This is a genomic window from Pelomonas parva (assembly GCF_043555835.1).
GTDB classification, from domain to species: Bacteria; Pseudomonadota; Gammaproteobacteria; order Burkholderiales; family Burkholderiaceae_C; genus Pelomonas; species Pelomonas parva.
In genome coordinates this window covers 512,138-537,283 of the sequence record NZ_JBIGHV010000005.1, presented here as the reverse complement: position 1 = coordinate 537,283, position 25,146 = coordinate 512,138, and the positions used below count along the sequence as shown (strand labels likewise).

Annotated in this window: 23 protein-coding genes and 6 tRNA genes; 19 read left to right on the top strand and 10 right to left on the bottom strand. The window is 67.1% G+C overall.

All coding sequences use genetic code 11. The annotated features are described in order from the left end of the window. Positions 1–238 precede the first annotated feature (238 nt). The 17 genes from ACG00Y_RS16315 (at position 239) to ACG00Y_RS16235 (ending at position 14,743) form a co-directional block, all read left to right on the top strand. Entirely contained in the window at positions 239–2,761 is a 2,523-nt protein-coding gene (locus ACG00Y_RS16315; RefSeq protein ID WP_394480585.1) for a FimV/HubP family polar landmark protein, read from the top strand. A gap of 57 nt (positions 2,762–2,818) precedes the next feature. Beyond that, the gene (truA, locus tag ACG00Y_RS16310; protein WP_394480583.1) at positions 2,819–3,601 is read left to right on the top strand and encodes a tRNA pseudouridine(38-40) synthase TruA; all 783 of its coding nucleotides are present in this window, start codon (positions 2,819–2,821) and stop codon (positions 3,599–3,601) included. After that, complete coding sequence (locus ACG00Y_RS16305) at positions 3,598–4,227, top strand: phosphoribosylanthranilate isomerase (RefSeq protein ID WP_394480581.1); 630 nt, start codon at positions 3,598–3,600, stop codon at positions 4,225–4,227. Before truA ends, ACG00Y_RS16305 begins: the two co-directional genes overlap by 4 nt. Before the next feature lie 9 nt (positions 4,228–4,236). After that, a complete protein-coding gene (gene trpB, locus ACG00Y_RS16300; RefSeq protein WP_394480579.1) occupies positions 4,237–5,490 on the top strand; it encodes a tryptophan synthase subunit beta in 1,254 nt (417 codons plus the stop codon). Beyond that, positions 5,487–6,287 (top strand): tryptophan synthase subunit alpha, encoded by an 801-nt coding sequence (gene trpA, locus ACG00Y_RS16295; protein WP_394480577.1) that lies wholly within the window; start codon positions 5,487–5,489, stop codon positions 6,285–6,287. The genes trpB and trpA overlap by 4 nt, the downstream gene beginning before the upstream one ends. Before the next feature lie 3 nt (positions 6,288–6,290). Continuing rightward, positions 6,291–7,163 carry an acetyl-CoA carboxylase, carboxyltransferase subunit beta gene (accD, locus tag ACG00Y_RS16290; RefSeq protein ID WP_394480576.1) on the top strand — a complete coding sequence of 291 codons (873 nt, stop codon included), beginning with the start codon at positions 6,291–6,293 and terminating at the stop codon, positions 7,161–7,163. 62 nt (positions 7,164–7,225) lie between these two features. Then, a complete protein-coding gene (gene folC, locus ACG00Y_RS16285) occupies positions 7,226–8,536 on the top strand; it encodes a bifunctional tetrahydrofolate synthase/dihydrofolate synthase (RefSeq protein WP_394480574.1) in 1,311 nt (436 codons plus the stop codon). Between the two features lie 13 nt (positions 8,537–8,549). Beyond that, complete coding sequence (locus ACG00Y_RS16280) at positions 8,550–9,296, top strand: SPOR domain-containing protein (protein WP_394480572.1); 747 nt, start codon at positions 8,550–8,552, stop codon at positions 9,294–9,296. Positions 9,297–9,306: 10 nt separating this feature from the next. Further along, positions 9,307–9,849, top strand: coding sequence for a CvpA family protein (locus ACG00Y_RS16275; RefSeq protein ID WP_394480570.1), 543 nt, complete (start codon positions 9,307–9,309; stop codon positions 9,847–9,849). An 11-nt stretch (positions 9,850–9,860) separates the two neighbouring features. Beyond that, positions 9,861–11,372: an amidophosphoribosyltransferase gene (gene purF / locus ACG00Y_RS16270; protein ID WP_394480568.1), complete on the top strand. Its 1,512-nt coding sequence runs from the start codon at positions 9,861–9,863 to the stop codon at positions 11,370–11,372. 4 nt (positions 11,373–11,376) lie between these two features. Next, entirely contained in the window at positions 11,377–12,603 is a 1,227-nt protein-coding gene (locus ACG00Y_RS16265) for an O-succinylhomoserine sulfhydrylase (protein ID WP_394480567.1), read from the top strand. Further along, positions 12,600–14,000 (top strand): glutamate--tRNA ligase, encoded by a 1,401-nt coding sequence (gltX, locus tag ACG00Y_RS16260; protein WP_394480565.1) that lies wholly within the window; start codon positions 12,600–12,602, stop codon positions 13,998–14,000. Before ACG00Y_RS16265 ends, gltX begins: the two co-directional genes overlap by 4 nt. A gap of 92 nt (positions 14,001–14,092) precedes the next feature. Continuing rightward, a tRNA-Ala gene (locus tag ACG00Y_RS16255) sits at positions 14,093–14,168 on the top strand. 51 nt (positions 14,169–14,219) lie between these two features. Next, positions 14,220–14,295 (top strand) — tRNA-Glu (locus ACG00Y_RS16250). A 52-nt stretch (positions 14,296–14,347) separates the two neighbouring features. Continuing rightward, a tRNA-Asp gene (locus tag ACG00Y_RS16245) sits at positions 14,348–14,424 on the top strand. A gap of 93 nt (positions 14,425–14,517) precedes the next feature. Then, positions 14,518–14,593: transfer RNA gene (locus tag ACG00Y_RS16240), tRNA-Glu, on the top strand. Positions 14,594–14,666: 73 nt separating this feature from the next. Beyond that, a tRNA-Asp gene (locus ACG00Y_RS16235) sits at positions 14,667–14,743 on the top strand. A 481-nt stretch (positions 14,744–15,224) separates the two neighbouring features. Here ACG00Y_RS16235 and ACG00Y_RS16230 read toward each other — a convergent pair. After that, positions 15,225–15,314, bottom strand: a tRNA-Ser gene (locus tag ACG00Y_RS16230). Between the two features lie 193 nt (positions 15,315–15,507). Next, a complete protein-coding gene (gene lexA, locus ACG00Y_RS16225; RefSeq protein ID WP_394480636.1) occupies positions 15,508–16,176 on the bottom strand; it encodes a transcriptional repressor LexA in 669 nt (222 codons plus the stop codon). 84 nt (positions 16,177–16,260) lie between these two features. Here lexA and ACG00Y_RS16220 point away from each other — a divergent pair, with 84 nt between their 5' ends. Continuing rightward, entirely contained in the window at positions 16,261–17,178 is a 918-nt protein-coding gene (locus tag ACG00Y_RS16220) for an asparaginase (protein WP_394480563.1), read from the top strand. On the opposite strand, the gene ACG00Y_RS16215 is transcribed toward ACG00Y_RS16220, so the two are convergent. Continuing rightward, complete coding sequence (locus tag ACG00Y_RS16215; protein WP_394480561.1) at positions 17,179–17,613, bottom strand: organic hydroperoxide resistance protein; 435 nt, start codon at positions 17,611–17,613, stop codon at positions 17,179–17,181. It abuts the gene before it with no gap. Positions 17,614–17,654: 41 nt separating this feature from the next. Then, complete coding sequence (locus ACG00Y_RS16210; protein ID WP_394480560.1) at positions 17,655–18,131, bottom strand: MarR family winged helix-turn-helix transcriptional regulator; 477 nt, start codon at positions 18,129–18,131, stop codon at positions 17,655–17,657. Positions 18,132–18,251: 120 nt separating this feature from the next. On the opposite strand from ACG00Y_RS16210, the gene ACG00Y_RS16205 reads away from it, so the two are divergent. Further along, entirely contained in the window at positions 18,252–18,614 is a 363-nt protein-coding gene (locus tag ACG00Y_RS16205) for a DUF1304 domain-containing protein (protein ID WP_394480558.1), read from the top strand. Here the strand turns inward: ACG00Y_RS16205 and abc-f are convergent. From abc-f to queF, 6 genes are read right to left on the bottom strand one after another with little or no spacing between them, the layout of a single operon-like run. After that, a complete protein-coding gene (abc-f, locus tag ACG00Y_RS16200) occupies positions 18,607–20,544 on the bottom strand; it encodes a ribosomal protection-like ABC-F family protein (RefSeq protein WP_394480556.1) in 1,938 nt (645 codons plus the stop codon). The genes ACG00Y_RS16205 and abc-f overlap by 8 nt on opposite strands. Next, the gene (gene prmB, locus ACG00Y_RS16195; protein ID WP_394480554.1) at positions 20,541–21,401 is read right to left on the bottom strand and encodes a 50S ribosomal protein L3 N(5)-glutamine methyltransferase; all 861 of its coding nucleotides are present in this window, start codon (positions 21,399–21,401) and stop codon (positions 20,541–20,543) included. Before prmB ends, abc-f begins: the two co-directional genes overlap by 4 nt. Beyond that, positions 21,398–22,567 (bottom strand): PilT/PilU family type 4a pilus ATPase, encoded by a 1,170-nt coding sequence (locus tag ACG00Y_RS16190; RefSeq protein WP_394480553.1) that lies wholly within the window; start codon positions 22,565–22,567, stop codon positions 21,398–21,400. The genes prmB and ACG00Y_RS16190 overlap by 4 nt, the downstream gene beginning before the upstream one ends. 2 nt (positions 22,568–22,569) lie before the next feature. Further along, on the bottom strand, positions 22,570–23,394 hold the full coding sequence (gene dapD / locus ACG00Y_RS16185) for a 2,3,4,5-tetrahydropyridine-2,6-dicarboxylate N-succinyltransferase (protein ID WP_394480551.1): 825 nt from the start codon (positions 23,392–23,394) through the stop codon (positions 22,570–22,572). Then, positions 23,394–24,584: a succinyldiaminopimelate transaminase gene (gene dapC, locus ACG00Y_RS16180; protein ID WP_394480549.1), complete on the bottom strand. Its 1,191-nt coding sequence runs from the start codon at positions 24,582–24,584 to the stop codon at positions 23,394–23,396. Before dapC ends, dapD begins: the two co-directional genes overlap by 1 nt. Further along, the gene (queF, locus tag ACG00Y_RS16175; protein WP_394480634.1) at positions 24,581–25,024 is read right to left on the bottom strand and encodes a preQ(1) synthase; all 444 of its coding nucleotides are present in this window, start codon (positions 25,022–25,024) and stop codon (positions 24,581–24,583) included. Before queF ends, dapC begins: the two co-directional genes overlap by 4 nt. Positions 25,025–25,146: the final 122 nt, after the last annotated feature.

Sequence of the window (25,146 nt, the reverse complement as noted above, 5' to 3'; positions counted from 1 at the left end):
TACAGACGCTTACCTCGTGAACTAGGGTTCACCCTGGCGTTGAAATTGGAAGCAAGCGACACATCAGGTACCCCTTGAGCATTTCCGCGTATATGCTTGATGCCGTTGTGTTTTTGATTCAAAACTCGACGCAGGTCATGACGTGCAAACCAGTGTGCAGACCAGGTTCGTGCAGCGCGTGCTGAAGATCGAGACAGGCGGGGCCCATCGGCCCCGCCTTGTTGCTTTGGGGAATGCCTTGAAAGACCACATCCGCGACGCATTCGAGGGAGTCCGCCCGACCGGGTTCGCCCGCCACCATCTTGCCTTCGCTGCCGCGCTGCTCATGGCCGCTGGCGGTGCGCAGGCGCTGGGCCTGGGCCGGTTGAACGTGCAGTCGTCGCTCGGCGAGACCATGCGTGCCGAGATCGACATCACCAGCCTGACGCCCGAGGAGGCGGCCACGCTGAAGGTGCGCGTCGCGCCGGCCGATGCCTACCGCACCAGCGGCGTCGAATACAACCCAATCCTGAGTTCCGCCCAGGTGCAGATCGCACGCCGCGAAGGCCGCACGGTGCTGCGGGTCAGCAGCGACCGCGCCGTGCAGGAACCCTTCGTCGACGTCATCCTTGAGCTGACCTGGTCCACCGGCCGCCTGGTGCGGGAGTACACGCTGCTGTTTGACCCGCCGAGCCTGCCCAAGCCGGCGCCGGTCGTCACGGCCCCGCCGGCCCTGGCGGCGGCTCCTGCGCCTGCGCAGCCGGTGGCTGCCGAAGCGGTGCCAGCACCTGCGCCCGCCGTGGCAACGGCGCTGCCACGCAACGGCTCCGCGTCGGCCCCGTTGGCACGTCCGCCGGTCGCTGCGCCCGTGCCGGTCCGTCCGCCGGTCACCGCTGCCGCCGAGTACCGCGTGCGCCCGGGTGACTCGCTGTCCAGGGTGGCCCGCCGCACCCAGGTCAGCGGCATCTCGCTGGACCAGATGCTGGTTGGCCTGTTCCGCAACAACCCCGATGCCTTCATCGACGGCAACATGAACTTGCTGAAGTCGGGTGCCGTGTTGCAGGTGCCGTCCGGTGACGCGCTGGCTGCGGTGCCCGCGCCGGAGGCGCGCCGCATCATCCTGGCCCAGAGCGCCGACTTCGCTGCCTACCGCCAGCGCCTCGCCTCCGCCGCGCCGACCTTGCAGAACAACGAGAGCGAGCGCCAGTCCAAGGGGCAGGTGCAGGCTGCCGTCGAGGACCGCAAGCCTGCCGCCGCGCCCACGCCCGACAAGCTGACGCTCAGCAAGGCCGGCCCGGCCAGCGCCGCCGAGACCAAGCTGTCCAAGGAGACGGAAAAGAAGGATGCCGCTGCCCGCGTCGCCGAGCTGACGCGCAATGTCGAAGAGTTGAAGAAGCTGTCCAGCGCGGCCAAGCCGGCAGCGCAGGCTGCCTCCGTCGCGACGGCGCCGGCGTTGCCCGCGCCCGTGATCGCACCCGCCGAACCCGCCTCCGTTGCGGCTACCGAGCCTGCGCCTGTGGCCGCGGCGAGCGTGGCGGCATCCAAGCCGATGACGCGCGCCAGCGCACCGCTGGCACCGCCGCCCGTTGCGGAGCCGCCGGGGGTCATCGAGAAGCTGTTCGACAGCCCGTTCGTCGTCATCCTGGCCGGTGTCATCGTGTCGGTACTGGGCGGTTTCGGCTTGTACCGTCTGCGCTCGCGCCGCCCGGCCAACGCGCCCGAGACCGGCTTCCACGAAAGCCGCCTGCAGCCCGACTCCTTCTTCGGCGGCACCGGCGGCCAGCGTGTCGACACGCGTGACGCGCAGAACAGCGGCCAGTCGTCGATGAGCTATTCGCTCAGCCAGCTCGACGCCATCGGCGACGTGGACCCGGTCGCCGAGGCCGACGTCTACCTGGCCTATGGCCGCGACCTGCAGGCCGAGGAAATCCTGAAGGAAGCGCTGCGCGCCAACCCTGGGCGCCTGGCCATCCGCCTGAAGCTGCTGGAGGTCTACGCCAAGCGCCGCGACACCAAGGGCTTTGAGCAACTGGCCGTGCAGCTCTATGCCGAAACGCGCGGCTCCGGCGAGGACTGGGCCAAGGCCCAGGAGCTCGGCCGCGGCATCGACCCGGACAACCCGCTTTACCAGCCTGGCGGTGCACCCGCCCATGTCGAGGACGGCCCCGAGCTGCGCCCCGAGCCGATGAATGCCAGCACGCTGCCGCAGACGGCACTGCCCAGTACGGCGACGAAGGCGGCCGCGTCTCACCTCAGCACCGATGCGCTGTCGCGTGCCGGTTCGGACACCGGCCCGGTGAGTGGCTTCGATCTGGCGCTGGACCTCGACCTCGACGCCCCCGAGCCGGTTTCGCCGATCGCGATGGCGTCCACCCAGGCTTTGCCGGCCTCGGTCGAGCGCGCACCCCTGACGATGGACTTCGACGTCTCCAGCCGCGGCACGCGTACCGCGCCGCCGGCCCCCGACCTGAACTTCGACCTCAGTGGCATGGGTGGCCTGCCGGCCATCGCCGAGCCAGCGAGCGGGCCGACGACCGTGCCGTCCAACGACCTGGACTTCGACCTCGGCGAGCCGACCCAGCCTGGGGAGGCGGACCCGCTCGCGCTCGAAGCGCTGGGCGACGACGACGGCGACCCGCTGGTGCGCCAGCTGGAACTGGCCGACGAGTTCCGCCAGATCGGCGACACCGAGGGTGCCCGCGAGGTGCTGCAGGAACTGATCCAGCGCGCCAGCGGCTCGCTGCGTGACCGCGCCCAGGCGATGCTGAACGACCTTCGGTAAGTTCAGCCGCGATACTTGGACGCCCGGCCTTGGCCGGGCGTTTTTACTTTGGACCTCATGAGAGTCGCACTAGGAGTCAGCTACCGCGGCGGCGGCTACAACGGCTGGCAGAGTCAGCCCGATGGCCGCACCGTGCAGGACGCGCTCGAGAAAGGCCTGTCCGCCTTCGCGGCCCAGCCCATACGCACGATCTGCGCCGGCCGCACCGACGCGGGCGTGCATGGCATCAACCAGGTCATCCACTTCGACACCGAGGTGGCGCGCGAGCAGTTCTCCTGGGTGCGCGGCAGCAACCGCTACCTGCCGCCCGACATCGCCATCCAGTGGTGCCGCTTCCCGGGCGACGCCTTCCACGCGCGCAGTTCCGCGCGGGGGCGGCGTTATGCCTACCTGCTGCTGGAGTCCGCCGTGCGCCCGGCCATCGAGTCCGGCCAATGCGGCTGGGTGTTTCGACCGCTTGACCAGACTGCGCTGGAGGCGGCCGCAGCGCGCCTGATCGGCGAGCACGATTTCTCGTCCTTCCGCTCGTCGGAATGCCAGGCGGCCTCGCCGGTGAAGACGCTGCGCGAGATCCGCGTGCAGCGGCGCGGTGCCTACTGGCGCTTCGAGTTCGAGGCCAGCGCCTTCCTGCACCACATGGTGCGCAACCTCATGGGCTGCCTGCTGGCCGTGGGCAATGGCACGCGCTCGGCGGACTGGGTGTCTGAGGTGCTCGCCGCGCGCGATCGCAAGGTGGCAGCGCCGACCTTCGCCCCGGACGGTCTCTATTTCCTCGGCCCGACCTACGATGCCGAGCTCGACATCCCGCGCGAGGTCGCGGCTTTGAACTGGCTTCCATGACACGAATCAAGATCTGCGGCCTCACCCGTGAAGCCGATGTTGAAGCTGCTGTTGCGGCCGGTGCGGATGCCATCGGCTTTGTCTTCTACGCCAAGAGCCCACGCGCCGTGACGCCGGAGCGGGCGAGGGCGCTTGCCAAGCTGCTGCCGCCCTTCGTGACGCCCGTGGGCCTGTTCGTCAACGCGACCGATAGCGAACTGCAAGCGGGCTTGGCGGCCTTGCCGAACATGCTGGTGCAGTTCCATGGCGACGAGGCGCCTGCCGACTGCGTGCGCGTCAACAGGCCTTACCTGCGCGCGGCTGCCGTGTCGCCGGGCTTCGACTTGGTAGACTTCGGCTCTCGTTTTTCCACCGCTCAGGCCATCCTGCTCGACGCGCCTGTCGAGGGCTACGGCGGTGGCGGCAAGGTCTTCGATTGGTCACTCATTCCTCCAAGCGTCAGCTCTCGCCTCGTTTTGTCTGGTGGGTTGAATGCAGCAAACGTCGCCGATGGCATCCGCCAGGTGCGGCCCTGGGCCGTTGATGTGAGTTCCGGCGTGGAGGTGTCCAAGGGCATCAAGAGCGCCGACCTGATCCACGAGTTCTGCCACGCGGTGCGCCGCGCAGACGCAGAACTTTCCCGATAGAGGAAGACCATGTTCCAGTACGACCAGCCCGATGCGACCGGGCATTTCCGCCATGCGGGCACCACCACCTTTGGCGGCAGCTTCGTCTCCGAGACCCTCGTCCACGCGCTGGACGAGTTGAAGGACGCCTACGCCCACTACCGCAACGACGCGGAGTTCATCGCCGAGTACAAGCGTGAGCTCAAGCACTTCGTCGGCCGCCCGAGCCCGATCTATCACGCCGACCGGCTCAGCCGCGAGCTGGGCGGTGCGCAGATCTACCTGAAGCGTGAGGACCTCAACCACACCGGTGCGCACAAGATCAACAACGTCATTGGCCAGGCGCTGCTGGCCAAGCGCATGGGCAAGCCGCGCGTCATCGCCGAGACCGGCGCCGGCCAGCATGGCGTGGCCACGGCGACGATCTGCGCCCGCTACGGCCTGGAATGCGTCGTCTACATGGGCAGCGAGGACGTCAAGCGCCAATCGCCTAACGTCTACCGCATGAAGCTGCTCGGCGCGACCGTCGTGCCGGTGGAGAGCGGCAGCAAGACGCTGAAGGACGCGCTCAACGAGGCGATGCGCGACTGGGTCACCAACGTCGAGAACACCTTCTACATCATCGGCACCGTGGCCGGCCCGCACCCCTACCCGATGATGGTGCGCGACTTCCAGCGCGTCATCGGTCTGGAGTGCCTGGAGCAGATGCCCGAGATGACCGGCCGCCAGCCGGACGCCGTCATCGCCTGCGTGGGCGGTGGCTCCAACGCCATCGGCATCTTCCACCCCTACATCCCGCATGAGTCGGTCAGGCTCATCGGCGTCGAGGCCGAAGGGCAGGGCGTGGCCAGCGGCAAGCATGCGGCCACGCTGACCGCCGGCAGCCCCGGCGTGCTGCATGGCAACCGCACGTATCTGCTACAGGACGCGGACGGCCAGATCATCGAGACGCACTCCATCTCCGCCGGCCTGGACTACCCCGGCGTCGGCCCCGAGCATGCCCACCTGAAGGACATCGGCCGCGCCGAGTACGTCGGCGTCACCGATGCCGAGGCGCTGTCCGCCTTCCACCGCCTGTGCCGCACGGAGGGCATCATCCCGGCGCTCGAATCCAGCCACGCGGTCGCGCATGCCATCAAGCTCGCGCCGACGTTGGGCACGGACAAGGTGCTGCTGATCAACCTCAGCGGCCGTGGCGACAAGGACATCGGCACCGTGGCCGACCTGTCGGGCGCCGCCTATTTCGACCGCCCGTCGCAAGCCGGCGAGAAGGTCAAGCAATGAGCCGCATCAAGACCACCTTCGACCAGCTCAAGGCCGATGGCCGCAAGGCGTTGATCCCCTTCGTTACCGCCGGTGATCCTTATCCCGAAGCCACGGTCGACCTGCTTGTCGCGATGGCTGAGGCCGGCGCCGATGTCATCGAGCTGGGCGTGCCGTTCTCCGACCCGATGGCCGACGGCCCCGTCATCCAGCGTGCCGGCGAGCGGGCGTTGAAACATGGCATCGGCCTGCGCAAGGTGCTGGGCTATGTCCGCGAGTTCCGCGCGCGCAATGCCAAGACGCCCATGGTGCTGATGGGCTACGCCAACCCGGTCGAGCGCTACGGCCTGGACGCGTTCGTCGCGGACGCCAAGGATGCGGGTGTCGATGGCATCCTCATCGTCGACTACCCGCCCGAGGAGTGCGAGGAGTTCGCCGCCAAGCTGCGTGCGGCCGACATGGACGCCATCTTTCTGCTCGCGCCCACGTCCACCGAGGCACGCATGGCGCAGGTCGGCAAGCTCGCCAGCGGCTACGTCTATTACGTGTCGCTGAAAGGCGTGACCGGCGCCGGCCACCTGAACACCGCAGCCGTCGCCGAGGCCGTGCCGCGTATCAAACGGCATGTCAGCACGCCGGTGGGCGTGGGCTTTGGCATCCGCGACGGCGCGACGGCGCGGGCGGTGGCCGATGTATCGGACGCCGTCGTCATCGGCTCCAAGCTGGTCGAGCTGCTGGAGCGGCAGCCAGCCGATAATGTGGCCCTCACCGGCGCGGCCTTCATCCGTGAAATCCGCGCGGCACTCGACAAGGACTGACACATGAGTTGGCTCGACAAACTCCTCCCGCCCAAGATCCAGCAAGGTGACCCGGCCGACCGCCGAACCGTCCCCGAAGGCCTGTGGATCAAGTGCCCGAGCTGCGAGACGGTGCTCTACAAGACCGACCTGGAGCAGAACATCAATGTCTGCCCCAAGTGCTCGCACCACCACCGCATCGGCGCCCGCGCCCGACTGGACGCCTTCCTCGACGCGGAAGGCCGCTACGAGGTCGGCCAGGAAGTCATCCCCGTCGATGCGCTGAAGTTCAAGGACAGCAAGAAGTACCCCGACCGCCTGAAGGAAGCGCTGGAGAACACCGGCGAGACCGACGCGCTGGTCGTGCTGGGCGGTGCCGTCATGAGCGTGCCGGTGGTCGCGGCCTGCTTCGAGTTCGACTTCATGGGCGGCTCCATGGGCTCGGTCGTCGGCGAGCGCTTCGTGCGCGGTGTCGAATCGGCCATCGAGCAGAAGACGCCCTTCATCTGCTTCACCGCCACCGGCGGCGCGCGCATGCAGGAAGGCCTGCTGTCGCTGATGCAGATGGCCAAGACCAATGCGTCGCTGACGCGCCTGGCCAAGGCCAAGTTGCCCTATATCAGCGTGCTGACCGACCCGACGATGGGCGGCGTGTCTGCCTCGTTCGCCTTCGTGGGCGACGTCGTGCTGGCCGAGCCCAAGGCGCTGATCGGCTTTGCCGGCCCGCGGGTCATCGAGAACACCGTGCGCGAGAAGCTGCCGCCAGGCTTTCAGCGTGCCGAGTTCCTGATGGAGAAGGGCGCCGTCGACATGATCGTGGACCGCCGCCAGCTGCGCGAGACCATCGCCCGCCAGCTCGCCATGCTGCAGCGCCAGAGCGCGGACGCCGTCGCCTGAACGTCGCCCGCAGAGTTCCGAGCCAGGCCCTGGAGCCTGGCTTTGTTTTTTTGTGATCCGCCATGACGCTTGAAGACTGGCTCGCCCACTGCGAGCGCCTGCATCCCAAGACCATCGACATGACGCTTGACCGCGTCGCGACGGTGCGCGAGCGGCTGGGCATTGCCTTCGAGGCGCCCACCGTCGTCGTTGCCGGCACCAACGGCAAGGGCTCGACCTGCGCGATGCTGGAGTCCATCGCGCTGCAGGCCGGCTACCGCGTCGGGCTCTACATCAAGCCCCATCTCGTGCACTTCCAGGAGCGCTGCCGCGTCGGCGGCGAACCCGTTCGAGCCGAGTCGCTGGAGCCGCATTTCGAAGCCGTCGAAGCCGCGCGCGGCGACATCACGCTGACCTATTTCGAGTTCACGACGCTGGCCATCATGCGGCGCCTGCAGCATGAGCCGCTGGATCTGGTCATCCTTGAAGTGGGTCTGGGCGGTCGGCTTGACGCGGTCAATGTCATTGACGCCGACTGCGTCGTCATCACCAGCATCGACCTCGACCACACCGAGTTCCTCGGCAACGACCGCGAGAGTGTCGGCCGCGAGAAGGCCGGCATCATGCGCGCCGGTCGGCCGGTGGTCGTCAGCGATCCGGTGCCGCCTGCGTCGCTCGGCGCGCGTGCCGCAGAACTCGGTGCCGACCTGCGCCAGCTCGGCCGCGACTTCACCTTCAGTGGCGACCGCACCCAGTGGCAATGGGCTGGCCGCGCCAAACGCTTCTCCGGCATGGCCTACCCGGCACTGCGCGGCGTGAACCAGTTGCTGAACGCGTCCGGCGTGCTGGCCGCGTTCGAGGCGCTTGCGGACCGCCTGCCCATCAGCGCCCAGGCCGTGCGCACGGGACTGGCGCTGGTCGAGCTGCCGGGCCGCTTCCAGGTGCTGGCCGGCCAGCCGGCCGTCGTGCTGGACGTGGCCCACAACCCGCACGCCGTCGCTGCGCTGGCGCAGAACCTCGACCAGATGGGCTTCTTCCCCCGCACGCACGCCGTCTTCGGCGCGATGGCGGACAAGGACCTGGGCGGCATCCTGGCGCGCATCGCGCCGCTGGTGGACGTCTGGCATTTCACCGATCTGCCCATCGCGCGCGCCGCCACTGCCGAGCAGCTGGAGAAGGCCTTTCTTGCCGCAGGCCTGAAGACGCCGCCCGGCGTGGCGACCTACACCCACGCCAACCCGCTGGACGCACTGCACGCCGCAGCGGCCGGGGCGACCACGGCCGATAGAATCCTGGTCTTCGGTTCCTTCTACACCGTGGGCGGCGTGCTCCAGCAGGGCCTGCCCCGCGTGACCGCCGGCACGGCCGAGCCCAAGCCTCCCACCCTCCACTGAAGCCACGTCGCCGATGGGCCTGTTTTCCTTCCTCAAGCGCGATGACGCAGCCTCTGCGGCGGCGCCCAAGAAGTCGGCCAAGTCCGGCGCCAAGGCCAGCGCAGCCGACGACGTGCTGGTGCTGCGCGTGCGCGCCCGCCGGCGCCTCATTGGCGCTGCCGTGCTGGTGGCGGCCGGTGTGATCGGCTTCCCGCTGATCTTCGAGACCCAGCCGCGGCCCATCCCCGTGGACCTGCCCATCGAGATTCCGCGCAAGGAGACCGCGCCGCCGCTGACCGTGCCGACGCGCGAGCCGCTGAGCCAGGTGGAGCCTGCGCCCCAACCGACGCCCGCTGCCAGCGTCGAGCTGCCGGTCGAGCACAAGGTGGCCGAGAAGCCCGTGGAAAAACCGGCCGACAAGCCCGCCGAGAAGCCGGCAGACAAAGAGCCCGTCAAGGTCGTTGACAAGCCGTCCGACAAGCCCAAGGCCGCCAACGATGGCGCCCGCGCCCAGGCGCTGCTGGAGGGCAAGGAGCCCACGTCTGCGGCCGCCTCCCGCTTCATCGTGCAGGTCGGCGCCTATGGCGAGAACAAGACGGCGCAGGACGTGCGCGGCAAGATCGAGAAGCTCGGCCTCAAGACCTATGCCCAGGCCGTCGACACCGCGAACGGCCGCCGTATCCGCGTGCGCCTGGGGCCGTTCGGCAGCCGCGAAGAAGCCGAGCGTGCCGCCGCCAAGCTCAAGGGCGCGGGCCTGCCCGGCGCCATCCTGACACTCTGAGCAGCGGGCCATGGACATCGCGCTGAGCTGGGTCGATCTCGCGCTGGCAGCGTTGCTGCTGCTGTCCGTCGCCATCGGCCTCTGGCGCGGCCTGGTCTTCGAGGTGATGTCGCTGGCCGGCTGGGTGATCGCCTATTTCGCCGCCTCGCCGCTGGCACCTGTCGTGCTGGACCTGCTGCCCGACTCGATGACGGGCCAGTTCGGCCCCGCCGTGCTGCATGCGATCTCTCTGGCCATCGCCTTCTTCTTCGTCCTCATTGTCTGGAGCCTGGCCACGCGACTGGTCAAGGCGCTGATCCACGCCACGCCGCTGTCGGTGGTGGACCGCCTCGGCGGCGCCGGCTTCGGCGCGCTGCGTGGTGTCTTCATTGCCCTGCTGCTGGTGCTCGTCATCGGCGCGTCGCCGCTGGCTGAATCACAAACCTGGCGGGCCTCGCTCGCCGTGCCCCGGCTGGCCGGCGTGCTGCGTGACACCGCGCCCCTGCTGCCCGAACCCATTGCCCGTTTTGTTTCGCGCTCGATGACCCCATCTGAGGCGGAATCGATAGATTAAGGACCCTCGCCATGTGCGGCATCGTCGGCACCCTCGCGGCCACCCCCGTCAATCAGTTGCTCTATGACGCGCTGCTGCTGTTGCAGCACCGCGGCCAGGACGCCGCCGGCATCGTCACGATGCAGGGCCAGAAATGCTTCATGCACAAGGCCCGCGGCATGGTGCGGGATGTCTTCCGCACCCGCAACATGCGCGCGTTGCCCGGCAACATCGGCCTGGGCCAGGTGCGCTACCCGACCGCCGGCAACGCCTACAGCGAGGAAGAGGCCCAGCCTTTCTACGTCAACGCGCCCTTCGGCATCGTGCTGGTCCACAACGGCAACCTGACCAACGCCCATGCGCTGAAGGAAGAGCTGTTCGCCATCGACCGCCGCCACATCAACACCGAAAGCGACACCGAGGTGCTGATCAACGTGCTGGCCCACGAGCTGGAGATGGCCGCGCGCGACCTGCCGCTGACGCCGAAGGAAATCTTCGCCGCCGTGCGCGCGGTGCAGAAGCGCATCAAGGGCAGCTATGCCGTCATCGCGCTGATTGCCGGCCAGGGCCTGCTGGCCTTCCGCGACCCGTTCGGCATCCGCCCACTGTGCTTTGGCCGGTCAGCCAATGGCGAGTTCATGGTCGCCAGCGAAAGCGTCGCGCTGGAAGGCACCGGGCATCAGCTTGATCGCGACCTGGCGCCCGGCGAGGCCTTGTTCATCGACCATGCCGGCCAGCTGCACACCGAGCAGTGCAACGACCACCCGTCGCTGAACCCCTGCATGTTCGAGTTCGTCTACCTCGCGCGGCCGGACTCGGTGATGGACGGCATCTCCGTCTACCAGGCTCGTCTGAACATGGGCGAGACGCTGGCCCAGCGCGTCATCTCGACGATGCCGCCCAACGAGATCGACGTGGTGATCCCCATCCCGGAAAGCAGCCGCCCGTCGGCCATGCAGCTGGCTCACCGCATCGGCAAGCCCTACCGCGAGGGCTTCGTGAAGAACCGCTACGTGGGCCGCACTTTCATCATGCCGGGGCAGGGCGCGCGCAAGAAAAGTGTGCGCCAGAAGCTCAACGCCATCAGCGTGGAATTCAAGGACCGCAACGTGCTGCTGGTTGACGATTCCATTGTGCGCGGCACCACGTCCAAGGAGATCGTGCAGATGGCCCGCGAGGCCGGTGCACGCAAGGTCTATCTCGCTTCCGCAGCGCCGCCGGTGCGCTTCCCCAACGTCTACGGCATCGACATGCCGACGGCCGAGGAGCTGATCGCACATAACCGCACCGTCGAAGAGATCCGCGAATACATCGGCGCCGACGCGCTGATCTACCAGGACGTCGACGCGATGAAGCGCGTCGTCGCCGCGCTGCACCCGGGGCTCGCCGGCTTCGAGGCGAGCTGCTTCGACGGCCACTACGTCACTGGCGACGTCAGCCTGGAAGACTTTGCCACGCTGCGTGCCCAGCGCACCAGCCAGCCCGGCGATGAGGACGCCGATGCGCGCAGCCGCCTGGCACTGCAAAGCGGCGGGGAGGGCTGAGCGCATGAGCGACGACTCCCGCCGCACCTTGCCCGAGGGCCTGCGCCCTGAGACGCTGGCCATCCGCACCGGCCTGCCGCGCAGCCAGCACGGCGAGCACTCCGAGGCACTGTTCCTGACCACGGCCTACGTGCAGGCCGACGCCGAGACCTCGGCGCGCAAGTTCGCCAACTCCGAGGACTTCACCTACTCGCGCACCAGCAACCCCACCGTGCGCAGCCTGGAAGCGCGCATGGCGGCGCTGGAGGGCACGGAAGCGGCCATCGCCACGTCGACCGGCATGAGCGCCATCCTGCTGCTCGGCATGGGACTGCTGAAAGCGGGCGACCACGTCATCTGCTCGCGCTCGGTTTTCGGCTCGACGATCAATCTCTTCGCCAAGGAGTTCGGCAAGTTCGGCGTCGAGACCAGCTTTGTCTCGCAGACCGACCTTGCCGAATGGCGCGCGGCCATCAAGCCCTCGACCAAGCTCTTCTTCGCCGAGACGCCCACCAACCCGCTGACCGAGATCTGCGACATCCGCGCGCTGGCCGACATGGCGCACGATGCGGGCGCGTTGCTGGCCGTCGACAACACCTACTCGTCGCCGGCCCTGCAGCGGCCCGCCGAGATGGGCGCCGATGTCGTCATGCACTCGGCCACCAAGTACATGGACGGCCAGGGCCGCGTGATGGCCGGCGCGCTCTGCGGGCCGAACAAGCTCATCCGCGACGTGTTCGGCCCCGTGCTGCGCACCGTCGGCATGACGCTGGCCCCGTTCAACGCCTGGGTCGTGCTCAAAGGCCTGGAAACGCTATCGCTGCGCATGAAGGCGCAGAGCGAACAAGCCCTGGCCGTCGCACGCTGGCTGGAAGCGCAGCCCGAGGTGGCGCGCGTCCACTACCCCGGCTTGGTCTCCCACCCGCAGCACGACCTGGCCATGCGCCAGCAAAGCGGGCAGGGCGGGGCGGTGCTGTCCTTCGACGTCAAGGCCGACTCCCCTGAGTCCGCACGCGCCGCAGCCTTCCACGTCATCGACAGCACGCGCGTCGTCTCCATCGCTACCAACCTCGGCGACACGAAAACCATCATCACCCACCCGGCGACGACCTCGCACGGCCGCCTCACCGAGGCCCAGCGCCAGGCTGCGGGCATCGGCCAGGGCCTGATCCGCCTGGCCGTCGGCCTTGAGCATGTCGACGACATCACCGACGACCTGCAGCGCGGTCTCTCTACCTTGAACACCCGATGAGCTCATTCGACAAGATCCGCACGCGCATCGCGCCGTCGCCGACCGGCTTCCTGCACCTGGGCACCGCCCGCACGGCGCTCTACTCCTGGGCCTACGCCCGCCACCACGGCGGTGAGTTCGTGCTGCGCATCGAGGACACCGACGTCGCCCGCTCCACGCAGGACTCGGTCGACCAGATCATTGCGGCGATGAACTGGCTGGGCCTGTCCTACGACGAAGGTCCGATCTACCAGATGCAGCGCCTGGACCGTTACCAGGCCGTCATCGAGCAGTTGATCGCCTCCGGCCGCGCCTACCGCTGCTACGCGACGCCCGAAGAGCTGACCGCGATGCGTGAGGCCCAGAAGGCGCGCGGCGAAAAGACCCTCTACGACCGCCGCTGGCGCCCCGAGCCGGGCAAGACGTTGCCGACGCCGCCCGAGGGCGTGAAGCCGGTCATCCGCTTCGCCAACCCGATCGAAGGCGACGTGACCTGGGACGACATCGTCAAAGGCTCGATCACGATCAACAACCGCGAGATCGACGACCTCATCATTGCCCGTGCGGACGGTGTGCCGACCTACAACTTCGCCGTCGTCGTCGACGACTGGGACATGCGCATCAGCCACGTCTTCCGCGGCGACGAGCACGTCAACAACACGCCCTGGCAGATCAACATCTTCAACGCGCTGGGCGCGCCGCTGCCGTCATTCGGCCATCTGCCCATCATCCTGGGCGACGACGGCCTGAAGCTCTCCAAGCGCCGTGGCGCCGTCAGCGTGATGGACTACGCGGCCAACGGCTACCTGCCCGAAGGCATGCTGAACTACCTCGCCCGCCTGGGCTGGAGCCACGGCGACGACGAGTTGTTTTCGGCCGAACAGATGGTCAGTTGGTTCGACGGCTCGCACCTTTCCAAGAGCCCGGCCCAGTGGGACCCCGCCAAGCTGGACTGGGTCAATGGCCACTACGTGAAGCACATCGACGAGACGCGCCTGGCCGGCCTCGTCGTCGAGCAACTGGCGGCCAAGGGCGTCGCCGTGACTGTCGAGGAGATCCAGCCCAAGGTCGGTCTGTTCAAGGACCGCTGCGCGACGGTCGCCGCACTGGCGGATTGGCTGGCGATGTATTTCGTGCCGGTCACGCCCTTAGCGGACGACTTGGCCGCCCACATCACCGACGCCATCCGCCCGGCCTTGGCAGCGCTCGCCGAGAAGCTGGCTGCTCTGACCGAATGGAACAAAACAACCCTGCAGCAGACCCTGAAAGAAACCCTCGCTGCCACCGGCCTCAAGATGCCGCAACTGGCCGTGCCGGTGCGTGTTCTGGTGTGTGGTCGCGCGCAGACGCCATCGCTCGATGCCGTGCTCGAGCACTTCGACAAGAAAAAAGTCCTCGAACGCTTGCAATCACTCTGAATTTCGTCATATACTCTTGGTCTCGCTTGAACAGCGCTGCAAACAAAGCGATTTGCGACAAAGTCGGTAACGACTGAATCAAGAATCAAATTGGGGGTATAGCTCAGCTGGGAGAGCGCTTGCATGGCATGCAAGAGGTCAGCGGTTCGATCCCGCTTACCTCCACCATTTAAACCATCTGGTTTATTGGCGGCGCGCAGTTCAAGCGACGAAGGTTTAGTCCCCTTCGTCTAGAGGCCTAGGACACCACCCTTTCACGGTGATTACAGGGGTTCGAATCCCCTAGGGGACGCCAAGTTTGATGAGCTTGGGTGTTGTCGAAAGACAGTGCTGAATTCATCCCACGCGGAGTGGTAGTTCAGTTGGTTAGAATACCGGCCTGTCACGCCGGGGGTCGCGGGTTCGAGCCCCGTCCACTCCGCCAAGGATTCCATCGGATGATTCCATTGCTGGATCGCCCGATACGCAAACGGCCAATTCGTTGGCCGTTTGTCTTTTAAGTTTGATTTGCAAGATTGTCCCCTTCGTCTAGAGGCCTAGGACACCACCCTTTCACGGTGATTACAGGGGTTCGAATCCCCTAGGGGACGCCAAATCTCGTCGCAAGACGGGCGAGTTTGATGAACTCGGGTATTGTCGAAAGACAATGCCGAATTCATTCCACGCGGAGTGGTAGTTCAGTTGGTTAGAATACCGGCCTGTCACGCCGGGGGTCGCGGGTTCGAGCCCCGTCCACTCCGCCAGAAATTTCGATGCGTCGAAACCTTCAAGTTTCGACGCATTTTTTTTGGTTTGTCGGGGTGTCAGGATAGGCCACGTGTCGGCGCCGGCGCGGTTCCCACATCGTTGCTGCCCCCGCCATGGACCTGCGTGCCCGTGCCTGGCGCGCGACGTTCAACAGGTACCGTGCGCGGCGCCTCGTTGGTACTGCGCTTACCGCTAACGACAAGTCTCGCCAGCTTGACCACTTCGCTGGCCCCGGCCGGCAGGCCTGCAGAGACCAGGCCCAATGCCAAGCCAAAGCTCACCCATCCATTCAGCAGTCGCGACATCACCAACTCCAGCCCTGTACAAAGCAAGGCACGAATGACAGTGTTCAGCAGGCGTCGTGCTCAAACCAGCGTGACGCGATGAACTGCGCTTTTCCAGGCATGAATTGCAGGCGCAGCGCACCACGATCTCCGCGGGAAAAAGCAAAACGGGCCCAGTGGGCCCGTTCGTACTTGGCGGAGAGGGCGGGATTCGAACCCGCGGTGGGGATAAACCCACACACGCTTTCCAGGCGTGCGACTTAAACCGCTCATCCACCTCTCCTGCAAGCCCTCAATCATAGCGCATCCATTGCTCACCCGGTCGCGTCACCGCAGGATTTGTAATGCGACACATCGACGAGGTGGACACAGTTCCACGCCAGGCGCCTTGCAGCAGCGGCTGCCAGACAAATTGACGCGCGCCATCGTTCCAGCGCGTCCAAATGTCCGTGTCAGTGACGCGGGCTGTTCTGGAATCAGTTGAAGCCTTGCCCGCGGATCAGGCCGACAGCCAGGCCCTCGATGCTGAAGTGTTCGCCCTCGTCAACACGAATCGGCTCGAAATCATCGTTCTCGGGAAGCAGCTGTATGCCGTCGGGCCCCCGCTTGAAGCGCTTGACGGTGACTTCCTCGCCGACGCGGGCGACGACGATCTGGCCGTTGCGAGCTTCCTTCGCGGACTGCACGGCGAGCAGGTCGCCATCGAGGATGCCGATATCACGCATGCTCATACCCTTGACCTTGAGCAGGTAATCGGGCTTCTTGGCAAACAGGCTGGGTTCGACGCTGTAGGTCTGCTCGACATGTTCCTGCGCCAGGATGGGGGCGCCGGCTGCGACGCGGCCGATCAGGGGTAGCGTCAGCTGCGCGAGGCCCGGGATGGGCAGGCTGAACTGGCGGGCGCGGTTGACGGCATTCAGCGCGTCGGACTTGAGGCGGATGCCGCGCGAGGTGCCGCCGACGAGTTCCAGCACACCTTTGCGGGCCAGGGCTTGCAGGTGTTCCTCGGCGGCGTTGGCGGACTTGAAACCCAGCTCGGCGGCGATTTCGGCGCGGGTCGGTGGCGCGCCAGTGCTTTCGATCGCGTTGCGTACCAGGTCAAAGATCTGCTGTTGGCGGGCGGTAAGCTTGGGTTGGTCTTGCACGGGCGGCCTTTTGAGGTGGCTGGAAATCTGTCCAGCACCTGTATTTTTGTCCAGGAAACCAGCAAATTGCAAACCTCAGCGAAATTGATTGTCATCCTCGGCACAGGGGGCACGATTGCCGGCACGGCCCAGAGCGCCAGCGACGGCGTCGGCTACACAGCGGCGCAGTTGGGCGTCGAGGACTTGCTGGCTGCGGTGCCGACGCTGGCCGGTCGGCCGCTGGAGGCGCATCAGGTTGCGCAACTGGACAGCAAGGACATGGGCTTCGCGACCTGGCAGCGTCTGGCCAGCGCTGTGCAGGCGGAGCTCGCGCGGCCGGAAGTGGGTGGCGTTGTCGTCACGCATGGTACGGATACGTTGGAGGAGACGGCCTACTTCCTGCACCGCGTGCTGGCGCCTGCCAAGCCTGTGGTGCTGACGGCAGCGATGCGGCCGGCGACCGCACTGGCGCCGGACGGGCCACAGAACTTGTTCGATGCCGTGCAGGTGGCGGCTGCGCCGGATGCTGCGGGCGTGGTCGTCGCGCTGGCCGGGCGCGTGCACGACGCGGTGCAGGTGCGCAAGACGCACAGCTACCGCGTCGATGCTTTCGAATCAACCGACGGTGCGCTGGTGGCGCGGGTGGAGGAAGGCGCGGTCCGCCTGGTTGGCCGCTGGCCTGTGGGTGAGGCGTTAGGTCTCGGCCGCATTGCGAGGGCGGCGCAGGGCTGGCCGCGCGTCGACATCGTCTTCAACCACGCGGGCGCCGATGGCCGCATCGTGCAGGCCTTGCTGACGGCGGGTGTGGATGGCATCGTGGCAGCCGGCACCGGCAATGGCACCCTGTCCATCGCGCTGGAAAGCGCGCTGCGCGGTGCCGAGGCGCGCGGTGTGCGCGTGCTGCGCAGCACGCGCTGCGATGCCGGGCCGGTCATGAACCTGCCCGGACTGTTGCCCAGCGCCGGGGCGCTGAGCCCGGTCAAGGCCAGGATCGAGCTGATCCTGGCCCTGCTGGCGGACTGATCAGACGATGGTCAGCGTCACGTCAACGTTGCCGCGCGTGGCATTGGAGTAGGGGCAGACCTCGTGGGCGGTGGCGACCAGCGCTTCCAGCGCGGCACGCTCCATGCCCGGCACCGAGATCTTCATGTCGACCTGGATGCCGAAGGCGCCCGGCTTGTTGGCGTGCGGGCCGATGGCGACGTCGCTGGTGATGGACACCTCGGCGGGCAGGCTGATCTTCTGCTTGCCGGCGACGGCCTTCATCGCGCCGATGAAGCAGGCGGAGTAGCCAGCTGCGAACAGCTGTTCGGGGTTGGTGCCCGGGCCGCCGGCGCCGCCCAGTTCCTTGGGCGTGCTCAGTGCGAGGTCCAGCACGCCGTCGGACGACTTGGCGGTGCCGGCGCGGCCACCGGTGGCAGTGGCGGTGGCGGTGTAGAGGGCTTTCTCGATGGCCATGGTGGCTCCTTTGGGGTGGTGGTGGGGGGAGGGGGAAGAAATCAGTCGTCCGTCGCCTTGGCAAACTGGGCGCGCAGCTCGTGCAGACGCTGGGTCAGCGTGACGAGTTCAGCCAGCTCGCAGCCGCTGGCGCAGGCGAGCCGTTCGGGAATGTCCAGCGCCTGCGCGCGCAGCTTGCGGCCGGCCGATGTCAGGAACAAGTCGACGCGGCGTTCGTCGTCCGTGGCGCGGCGGCGCTCGATGTGCCCCAGCAATTCAAGGCGCTTGAGCAGCGGTGTCAACGTGCCGGAGTCCAGCGACAGGCGCTGTCCGAGCGCGGACACGCTCAGGCCGTCGGCCTCCCACAGCACCAGCATGACGAGGTACTGCGGGTAGGTCAGGCCCAGCGGCGCGAGCAGCGGCTTGTAGAGCTTGGTCATCGCCAGCGAGCTGCTGTAGAGCGCAAAGCACAGCTGACGGTCGAGCTGCAGCCATTGCGAGCGGGGATCGCTGGTGGTGGATGGCTTGGCGCGTGGCATGGGCATTAATGTAGTTGGCAATTTAATTGCACACAAGTTAAATGGTCTTTTGCGTGACAGGCGACGGTAGGGCGATCTGCGAGGATGCGCCACCCCCAATCAATGACGAGGAGAGAGACGATGCAGATGGTCGCAATCGTGCTGACGGCGCTGGTGGCGCTGCTGCACGTGTACATCCTGGTGCTGGAGATGTTCTTCTGGACCAAGCCGATGGGCCGCAAGGCCTTCGGGCTCAAGCCCGACTTTGCTGAACAGAGCAAGGCGCTGGCGGCCAACCAGGGGCTCTACAACGGCTTCCTGGCCGCCGGCCTGGCCTGGGGCCTGATCCAGGGCGCTGCGGGCGCGGGCAAGCCCTGGCTGGTGTTCTTCCTGGGCTGCGTCATCGTGGCCGGCGTGTTCGGCGCGGCCACAGCCTCGAAGAAGATCCTGTTCGTGCAGGCGCTGCCAGGCGCATTGGCGCTGGCAGCGGTGCTCCTCAGCTGAGCGCCTCGATCTGCTCGCCCAGCTCCAGCCAACGGGCCTCGTCGGCTTCGAGCTGGTCTGAGATTGCCTTCAGCCGCTTGCCCATCTCGGCAATGGCCGAGGCGGCGGCGCCTTCGGCGAGCTGGGCTTCGACCTCTGCGCGCTCGGTGGCCAGCGCGTGCATGCGCTTGTCGATCTGCTCCATCTCCTTGCGCAGCGGGCGTGTCTGGTCAGCGAGCTTGGCGCGCGCCTGGCCCGACACTTTGCGGTCATCGCGCGCAGCAGGCGCGGGTGCTGGTGCGGCTGATGCCTTGACGGCCGGCGCCGGCGCTGCCGCCGATTGCTTCTTGGCCGCGCGGGCGGCTTCCTTGCTCTGGTCGAGCAGCCACTTCTGGTAATCGTCCAGGTCGCCGTCGAAGGGCTTGACGACGCCGTCGGCCACCAGCCAGAACTCGTCGCAGACCTCGCGCAGCAGTGCGCGGTCGTGGCTGACCAGCATGACGGTGCCTTCGAACTCGTTGAGCGCCATGGACAGCGCCTCGCGGGTGTTCAGGTCCAGGTGGTTGGTCGGCTCGTCCAGCAGCAGCAGGTTGGGGCGTTGCCAGACGAGCATGGCGAGCACAAGGCGCGCCTTCTCGCCGCCGGACAGGCTGCCAACCTGCTGGTTGACCATGTCACCGGTGAAGCGGAACTGGCCCAGGAAGTCGCGCAGCTCCTGCTCGCGGCCGGCGGGGCCGACCTCGCGCGCCAGACGCACCATGTGCTCCAGCGGGCCTTCGTCCAGCCGCAGCACGTCGAGCTCCTGCTGGGCGAAGTAACCGATGGACAGGCCCTTGCCCTGCGTCAGCTTGCCGGCCAGCGCGGGCTGGGTGCCCGCGATGGTCTTCACCAGCGTGGACTTGCCCTGGCCGTTGGCGCCGAGGATGCCGATGCGCTGACCGGCCAGCACGGAGCGGTCGACGTTGCGGACGATGGTGTTCGTGCCGTAGCCGGCCGACATCTCGTCGAACATCAGCATGGGGTTGGGCAGGTTCAGCGGCTCGCGGAACTCGAAGTTGAAGTCGGCCGAGGCCAGCACCGGCGCCAGCCGCTCCATGCGCTCCAGCGCCTTCACGCGGCTCTGTGCCTGTTTGGCCTTGCTGGCCTTGGCCTTGAAGCGGTCGATGAACTTCTGCAGATGGGCCACGCGGTCCTGCTGCTTCGCGAACGCCGCTTGCTGCAACACCATGCGCTCGGCACGCTGGGTCTCGAAGCTGGTGTAGTTGCCGCCGTAGCGCACCAGCTTGCCTTCGTCCAGATGCAGCGTGACCTTGGTGATCGCGTCGAGGAATTCGCGGTCATGGCTGATGATGATCAGCGTGCCGTCGTAGCGCTGCAGCCAGGCTTCCAGCCAGACGAGCGCGTCCAGGTCCAGGTGGTTCGTGGGCTCGTCCAGCAGCATCAGTTCGGCAGGGCACATCAGCGCCCGGGCCAGTTGCAGGCGCATGCGCCAGCCGCCGGAGAAGCTGTTGACCGGCGCGTCGAGCTGCTCGGTCTTGAAGCCCAGGCCCATCAGCAGTGCCTGGGCGCGCGAGCGGGCATCGAAGGCGCCCACGTCGGCGAGCAGCGCGTGCGCGTCGGCCATCGCGTGGCCGTCGTTGGCGGCCTCGGCGGCCTCCAGCGCGGCGCGAGCGGCCACCAGCGGCAGGTCGCCTTCCAGCACGTAGTCGGTCGCGCCGTCGTCGGTCTCGGGCATGTTCTGAGCCACCTCGGAGCGGCGCCAGTGCTTGGGCACCTCGACCTCGCCCTTGTCGTTGCTCAGGCGGTGCGTCAGCAGCGCGAACAGGCTTGACTTGCCGGCGCCGTTGCGGCCGACGAGGCCGATCTTTTCGCCGGGCTGGAGAGTCGCGGACGCGTTGTCCAGCACCACCTTGACGCCGCGGCGCAGCGTGATGTCGCGCAGCGTGATCATTGCAAGGCCTCCTTGGTCAGGAGCAGCACCTGGTCGGCGCCGGAGGAGGTTTCGAGCCAGACCGTTTCGAGTGTGGGGAAGGCCGCCTCGAAGTTCTCGCGCTCATTGCCGATCTCCAGCACGAGCACGCCGTCGTCAGTCAGGGCGGCAGGCGCTGCGCGCAGCAGCTCGCGGATGAAGTCCATGCCGTCCGCCCCGCCGGCCAGCGCCAGTTCGGGTTCGGCGCGGTATTCGGCGGGCAGGGCGGCCATGCTGGTGCTGTTCACGTAAGGGGGATTGCAGAGAATCAAGTCGTAGGGCGGGTTGCAAGCCGCCAGCCCGTCGCCTTGCAGCAGACGGATGCGCAGCGCCAGGTCGTGGCGTTGGACGTTCAGCTTGGCGACGGCGAGCGCGTTGATGTCGATGTCCAGCGCATCGACTTCGACGTCCGGCCAGGCCATCGCCGCCAGCACGGCCAGGCTGCCGTTGCCGGTGCACAGGTCCAGCACGCGGCGGCTGTCGGGGTGCAGCCAAAGGTCGATGCTGGCGTCGGCAATCAGCTCGGCGATGAAGCTGCGCGGCACGATGGCGCGCTCGTCGATGGTGAACGGCACGCCTTGCAGCCAAGCCTCGCCGGTCAGGTAGGCGGCAGGCTTGCGGGTCGTGATGCGCTCGTCGATCAGCGCCGTGATGGCGGCCTGTTCGGCATCGCTCAGCTCGCGCTCTTCTTCCTCGTCCAGCGCATCCACGCGCAGGCCCAGGCGCCACAGCGCCAGCCACGCGGCCTCGTCGAACGCATTCGTCGTGCCATGGCCAAAAAACAAGCCCGCCTGGTCGAGGCGGGCGGCTTGGGAGGTGATGTAGTCAATCAGCTTCAAGTGCCGCGGACGTCCAGGGTGATTTCGGTGAAGCTGGCTTCGTCGCCAGCCTTCTCTTCCTTGCGTGGTGCGGTCGACAGGCGGGCGCCGGGCGCCTCGTTCTGCAGCCGCCAGAGCAGGTTGGTCGGCGAGTCGGCGAAGGCCAGGCCTTCCTCGCGGGTGATGGTGCCGTCGGTGATCAGCTTGGCGAAGTGCTCTTCGTAGGTCTGCGAGCCCTCGGCGATGGACTTCTCCATCGCCTCCTTCACGCCGGCGAAGTCACCCTGCTCGATCAGCTCCGACACCAGCTTGGTGTTCAGCAGGATCTCGATGACCGGCACGCGCCCGCCCGCCGTGGCGCGCACGAGGCGCTGCGAAATGACGGCCTTCAGGCCGGCCGCCAGGTCGTTCAGCAGCGCGGGGCGGGACTCCGGCGTGTAGAACGACAGGATGCGGTTTAGCGCGTGATAGGTGTTGTTGCCGTGCAGCGTGGCCAGCACGAGGTGGCCCGACAGCGCGTAGCTGATGGCCGCCGTCATCGTCTCGCGGTCGCGGATTTCGCCAATGAGGATGCAGTCCGGCGCCTGGCGCAGCGCGTTCTTCAGGGCGATCTGCAGCGAGGCCGTGTCGCGGCCGATCTCGCGCTGGTTGACGACCGAGCGCTTGTTGCTGAACAGGTATTCGATGGGGTCCTCGATGGTGAGGATGTGCCCCGTCATCGTCTGGTTGCGCAGCTCCAGCATGGACGCGAGCGTGGTGCTCTTGCCGGTGCCGGTGGCGCCCACCATCAGGATCAGGCCGCGCTTTTCCTTGATCATGCCGCCCAGCACGGGCGGCAGCTGCAGGCTTTCCAGCGTCGGTATGTCGTGCGGGATGTGCCGGAACACACCGGCGATGGAGCCGCGCTGGCGGAAGCCCGACAGGCGAAAGCTGCCGACCCCGCGCACCGACACGGCCATGTTCAGCTCGCCGGAGTTGTCCAGCTCGGCCATGCTGCCGGGGTCGACGACTTCGGCAATCAGCTGGCGCGGCTGCGGCGGCGTCAGCAACTGGTCCGACAACTGCACCGTCTGGCCGTTGATGCGGATCAGCACCGGCATGTTCGCGGACAGATAGCAGTCCGAAGCACCCTTGTCGGCCATCAGCCGCAGGATGCGTTCCATGTTGCCGGCGCTGGGGCTGCTCATGATCAGGCGCGCAGCAGTTCGTTGATGCTGGTCTTGGAGCGCGTCTGCGCGTCGACCCGCTTGACGATGATGGCCGCGTACAGCGAGTAGCGGCCACCGTCCTTGGGCAGCGAGCCCGAGATGACGACGGAGCCGGCCGGGATGCGGCCATAGCTGACGGTGTCGGTCGCGCGGTCGTAGATCGGCGTGCTCTGGCCGATGTAGACGCCCATGGAGATGACCGAGTTCTCTTCGACGATGACGCCTTCGACGACTTCCGAGCGAGCGCCGATGAAGCAGTTGTCTTCGATGATGGTCGGGTTGGCCTGCAGCGGCTCCAGCACGCCGCCGATGCCGACGCCGCCGGAGAGGTGCACGTTCTTGCCGATCTGCGCGCAGGAGCCGACCGTGGCCCAGGTGTCGACCATCGCGCCTTCGTCGACATAGGCGCCGATGTTCACGTAGCTGGGCATCAGCACGACGTTCTTGGCCTGGAAGCTGCCACGGCGCGCGACGGCGGGCGGCACGATGCGCACGCCGCTGGCGCGCAGTTGTTCGTCGCTCCAGCCGGCGTACTTGGTCGGCACCTTGTCGAAGAAGGTCAGTTCCTTGTCGCCCATGATGCGGTTGTCGTTCAGGCGGAAGGACAGCAGCACGGCCTTCTTGACCCACTGGTGCACGGTCCACTGGCCGACGCTCTCGCGCGTGGCCACGCGCAGGCGGCCGGCGTCCAGCTCGGCGATGACATGATCGACGGCCTGGCGCAGCTCTGGCGCGTTGGTGGGGTCCAGGGCCGCTCGGTTGTCCCAGGCGAGGTCGATCAGGCTTTGCAGTTCAGCGGTGTTCATCAGCGGGATTTCGTAAAGGAAATGATGCGGTGCGCGGCTTCGAGGCATTCGGCCTCGTCGGCCACCAGGGCCAGGCGGATGCGTCCGGCGCCAGGGTTGCTGCCATGGGCTTCCCGGGCCAGCAGACTGCCCGGCAGAACGGCCAGATTGTATTGAGCGAGCAGGCCCTGGGCGAAGGCGATGTCGTCGCCTCCGGGGACGGCGGCCCAGAGATAGAAGCCCGCGTCGGGCAGGGCGACATCCAGCACGTCGGCCAGCAGTGGTGTCACTTCGGCGAACTTGTGCCGATAGCGAGCACGGTTGTCGATGACATGGGCCTCGTCGCCCCAGGCGGCGATGCTGGCCGCCTGCACGATCGGGCTCATGGCGCTGCCGTGGTAGGTGCGGTAGAGCAGGAACTTCTTCAGCAGCGCCGCGTCGCCGGCCACGAAGCCCGAGCGCAGGCCCGGCACGTTGGAGCGCTTGGACAGCGATGTGAACGAGATGAGGTTCTTGAAGTCGTGGCGGCCCAACCTGGCGGCAGCTTCCAGGCCGCCCAGCGGGGCTTCGTCGCGGAAGTAGATTTCGGAGTAGCACTCGTCCGAGGCGATGACGAACCCGTGGCGGTCGCTCAGCTCGAACAGCGCCTGCCATTCGGACAGCGGCATGACGGCGCCGCTGGGGTTGCCGGGCGAGCAGACGTAGAGCAACTGCGTCTTGGCCCAGGTGGCCTCATCGATCTGGCTCCAGTCCACGGCGAAGTTGCGCGCCGGGTCGGAGTTCGCGAAGACGACCTCGGCACCGGCCAGCAGCGCCGCGCCTTCGTAGATTTGATAGAAGGGGTTGGGGCACACGACCGTGGCGCCGGGGCGGGTCGCATCCACCACGGTCTGCGCGATGGCGAACAGCGCCTCGCGCGAGCCATTGACGGGCAGGACCTGCGCCACCGGGTTCAGCGTCAGGCCGTAGCGGCGCGAGATCCACGCGGCAATCGCCTCGCGCAGCGCGGGCGTGCCGGCGGTGGCGGGGTAGGCGGCCAGGCTCTTCATCGCGCCGTTGATGGCTTCCGCGATCAAGGCCGGCGCCGCATGGCGGGGTTCGCCAATGCCCAACGAGATCGGCGCCAGATCCAGGTTGGGCGTGATGCCCGCCGTCAGCTCGCGCAGGCGCTCGAACGGGTAGGGATTGAGCCGTTCCAGCAACGGATTCATCGGCCCAGCATCCCCGATTCAAACCCGTGCGCCGGCAGGTCCACTCGTGGTGCAGGCGTCCAGCCGGCCTTGCGATGCTCGGCCACCACATTGGTGTAGATGCCGCCACGCACATACCACTTGGCGGAGATGCGGATGAAGCGCGGGTCGGTGACCTTGACGATGTCGTCGAGGATCTTGTTGGTGACCTTCTCGTGGAACGAGCCCTCGTCGCGGTAGCTCCAGAAGTACATCTTCAGGCTCTTCAGCTCGACGCAGAGCTCGTCCGCAATCATGTCGATGGTGAAGTGGGCGAAGTCAGGCTGGCCGGTCAGCGGGCAGTGGCAGGTGAACTCGGGCACCTGGAACTGGATGACGTAGTCGCGCTCGGGATTCGGGTTCGGAAAGACCAGGATGTCCTTGCTCGGCTTGCTCGGCGGATTCGGCGGCACCTCGCGCATCTTGGGCTTCTTCTTCGGGGCGGGGGCGGCGGTGGACTTCTTGGTAGCCATGGTGCAGGGGCAATCTGTGAGGGGCCGAATGCTATCATCCGGCCCCATCGAAGCGCCCGTAAAAGGCGCTT

Coding starts and splice junctions, on each gene's coding strand:
- truA (WP_394480583.1), top strand. CDS start 2,819: ATGAGAGTCGCACTAGGAGTCAGCTACCGCGGCGGCGGCTACAACGGC.
- ACG00Y_RS16305 (WP_394480581.1), top strand. CDS start 3,598: ATGACACGAATCAAGATCTGCGGCCTCACCCGTGAAGCCGATGTTGAA.
- trpB (WP_394480579.1), top strand. CDS start 4,237: ATGTTCCAGTACGACCAGCCCGATGCGACCGGGCATTTCCGCCATGCG.
- trpA (WP_394480577.1), top strand. CDS start 5,487: ATGAGCCGCATCAAGACCACCTTCGACCAGCTCAAGGCCGATGGCCGC.
- accD (WP_394480576.1), top strand. CDS start 6,291: ATGAGTTGGCTCGACAAACTCCTCCCGCCCAAGATCCAGCAAGGTGAC.
- folC (WP_394480574.1), top strand. CDS start 7,226: ATGACGCTTGAAGACTGGCTCGCCCACTGCGAGCGCCTGCATCCCAAG.
- ACG00Y_RS16280 (WP_394480572.1), top strand. CDS start 8,550: ATGGGCCTGTTTTCCTTCCTCAAGCGCGATGACGCAGCCTCTGCGGCG.
- ACG00Y_RS16275 (WP_394480570.1), top strand. CDS start 9,307: ATGGACATCGCGCTGAGCTGGGTCGATCTCGCGCTGGCAGCGTTGCTG.
- purF (WP_394480568.1), top strand. CDS start 9,861: ATGTGCGGCATCGTCGGCACCCTCGCGGCCACCCCCGTCAATCAGTTG.
- ACG00Y_RS16265 (WP_394480567.1), top strand. CDS start 11,377: ATGAGCGACGACTCCCGCCGCACCTTGCCCGAGGGCCTGCGCCCTGAG.
- gltX (WP_394480565.1), top strand. CDS start 12,600: ATGAGCTCATTCGACAAGATCCGCACGCGCATCGCGCCGTCGCCGACC.
- ACG00Y_RS16215 (WP_394480561.1), bottom strand. CDS start 17,613: ATGGCCATCGAGAAAGCCCTCTACACCGCCACCGCCACTGCCACCGGT.
- ACG00Y_RS16210 (WP_394480560.1), bottom strand. CDS start 18,131: ATGCCACGCGCCAAGCCATCCACCACCAGCGATCCCCGCTCGCAATGG.
- ACG00Y_RS16205 (WP_394480558.1), top strand. CDS start 18,252: ATGCAGATGGTCGCAATCGTGCTGACGGCGCTGGTGGCGCTGCTGCAC.
- abc-f (WP_394480556.1), bottom strand. CDS start 20,544: ATGATCACGCTGCGCGACATCACGCTGCGCCGCGGCGTCAAGGTGGTG.
- ACG00Y_RS16190 (WP_394480553.1), bottom strand. CDS start 22,567: ATGAGCAGCCCCAGCGCCGGCAACATGGAACGCATCCTGCGGCTGATG.
- dapD (WP_394480551.1), bottom strand. CDS start 23,394: ATGAACACCGCTGAACTGCAAAGCCTGATCGACCTCGCCTGGGACAAC.
- dapC (WP_394480549.1), bottom strand. CDS start 24,584: ATGAATCCGTTGCTGGAACGGCTCAATCCCTACCCGTTCGAGCGCCTG.
- queF (WP_394480634.1), bottom strand. CDS start 25,024: ATGCGCGAGGTGCCGCCGAATCCGCCGAGCAAGCCGAGCAAGGACATC.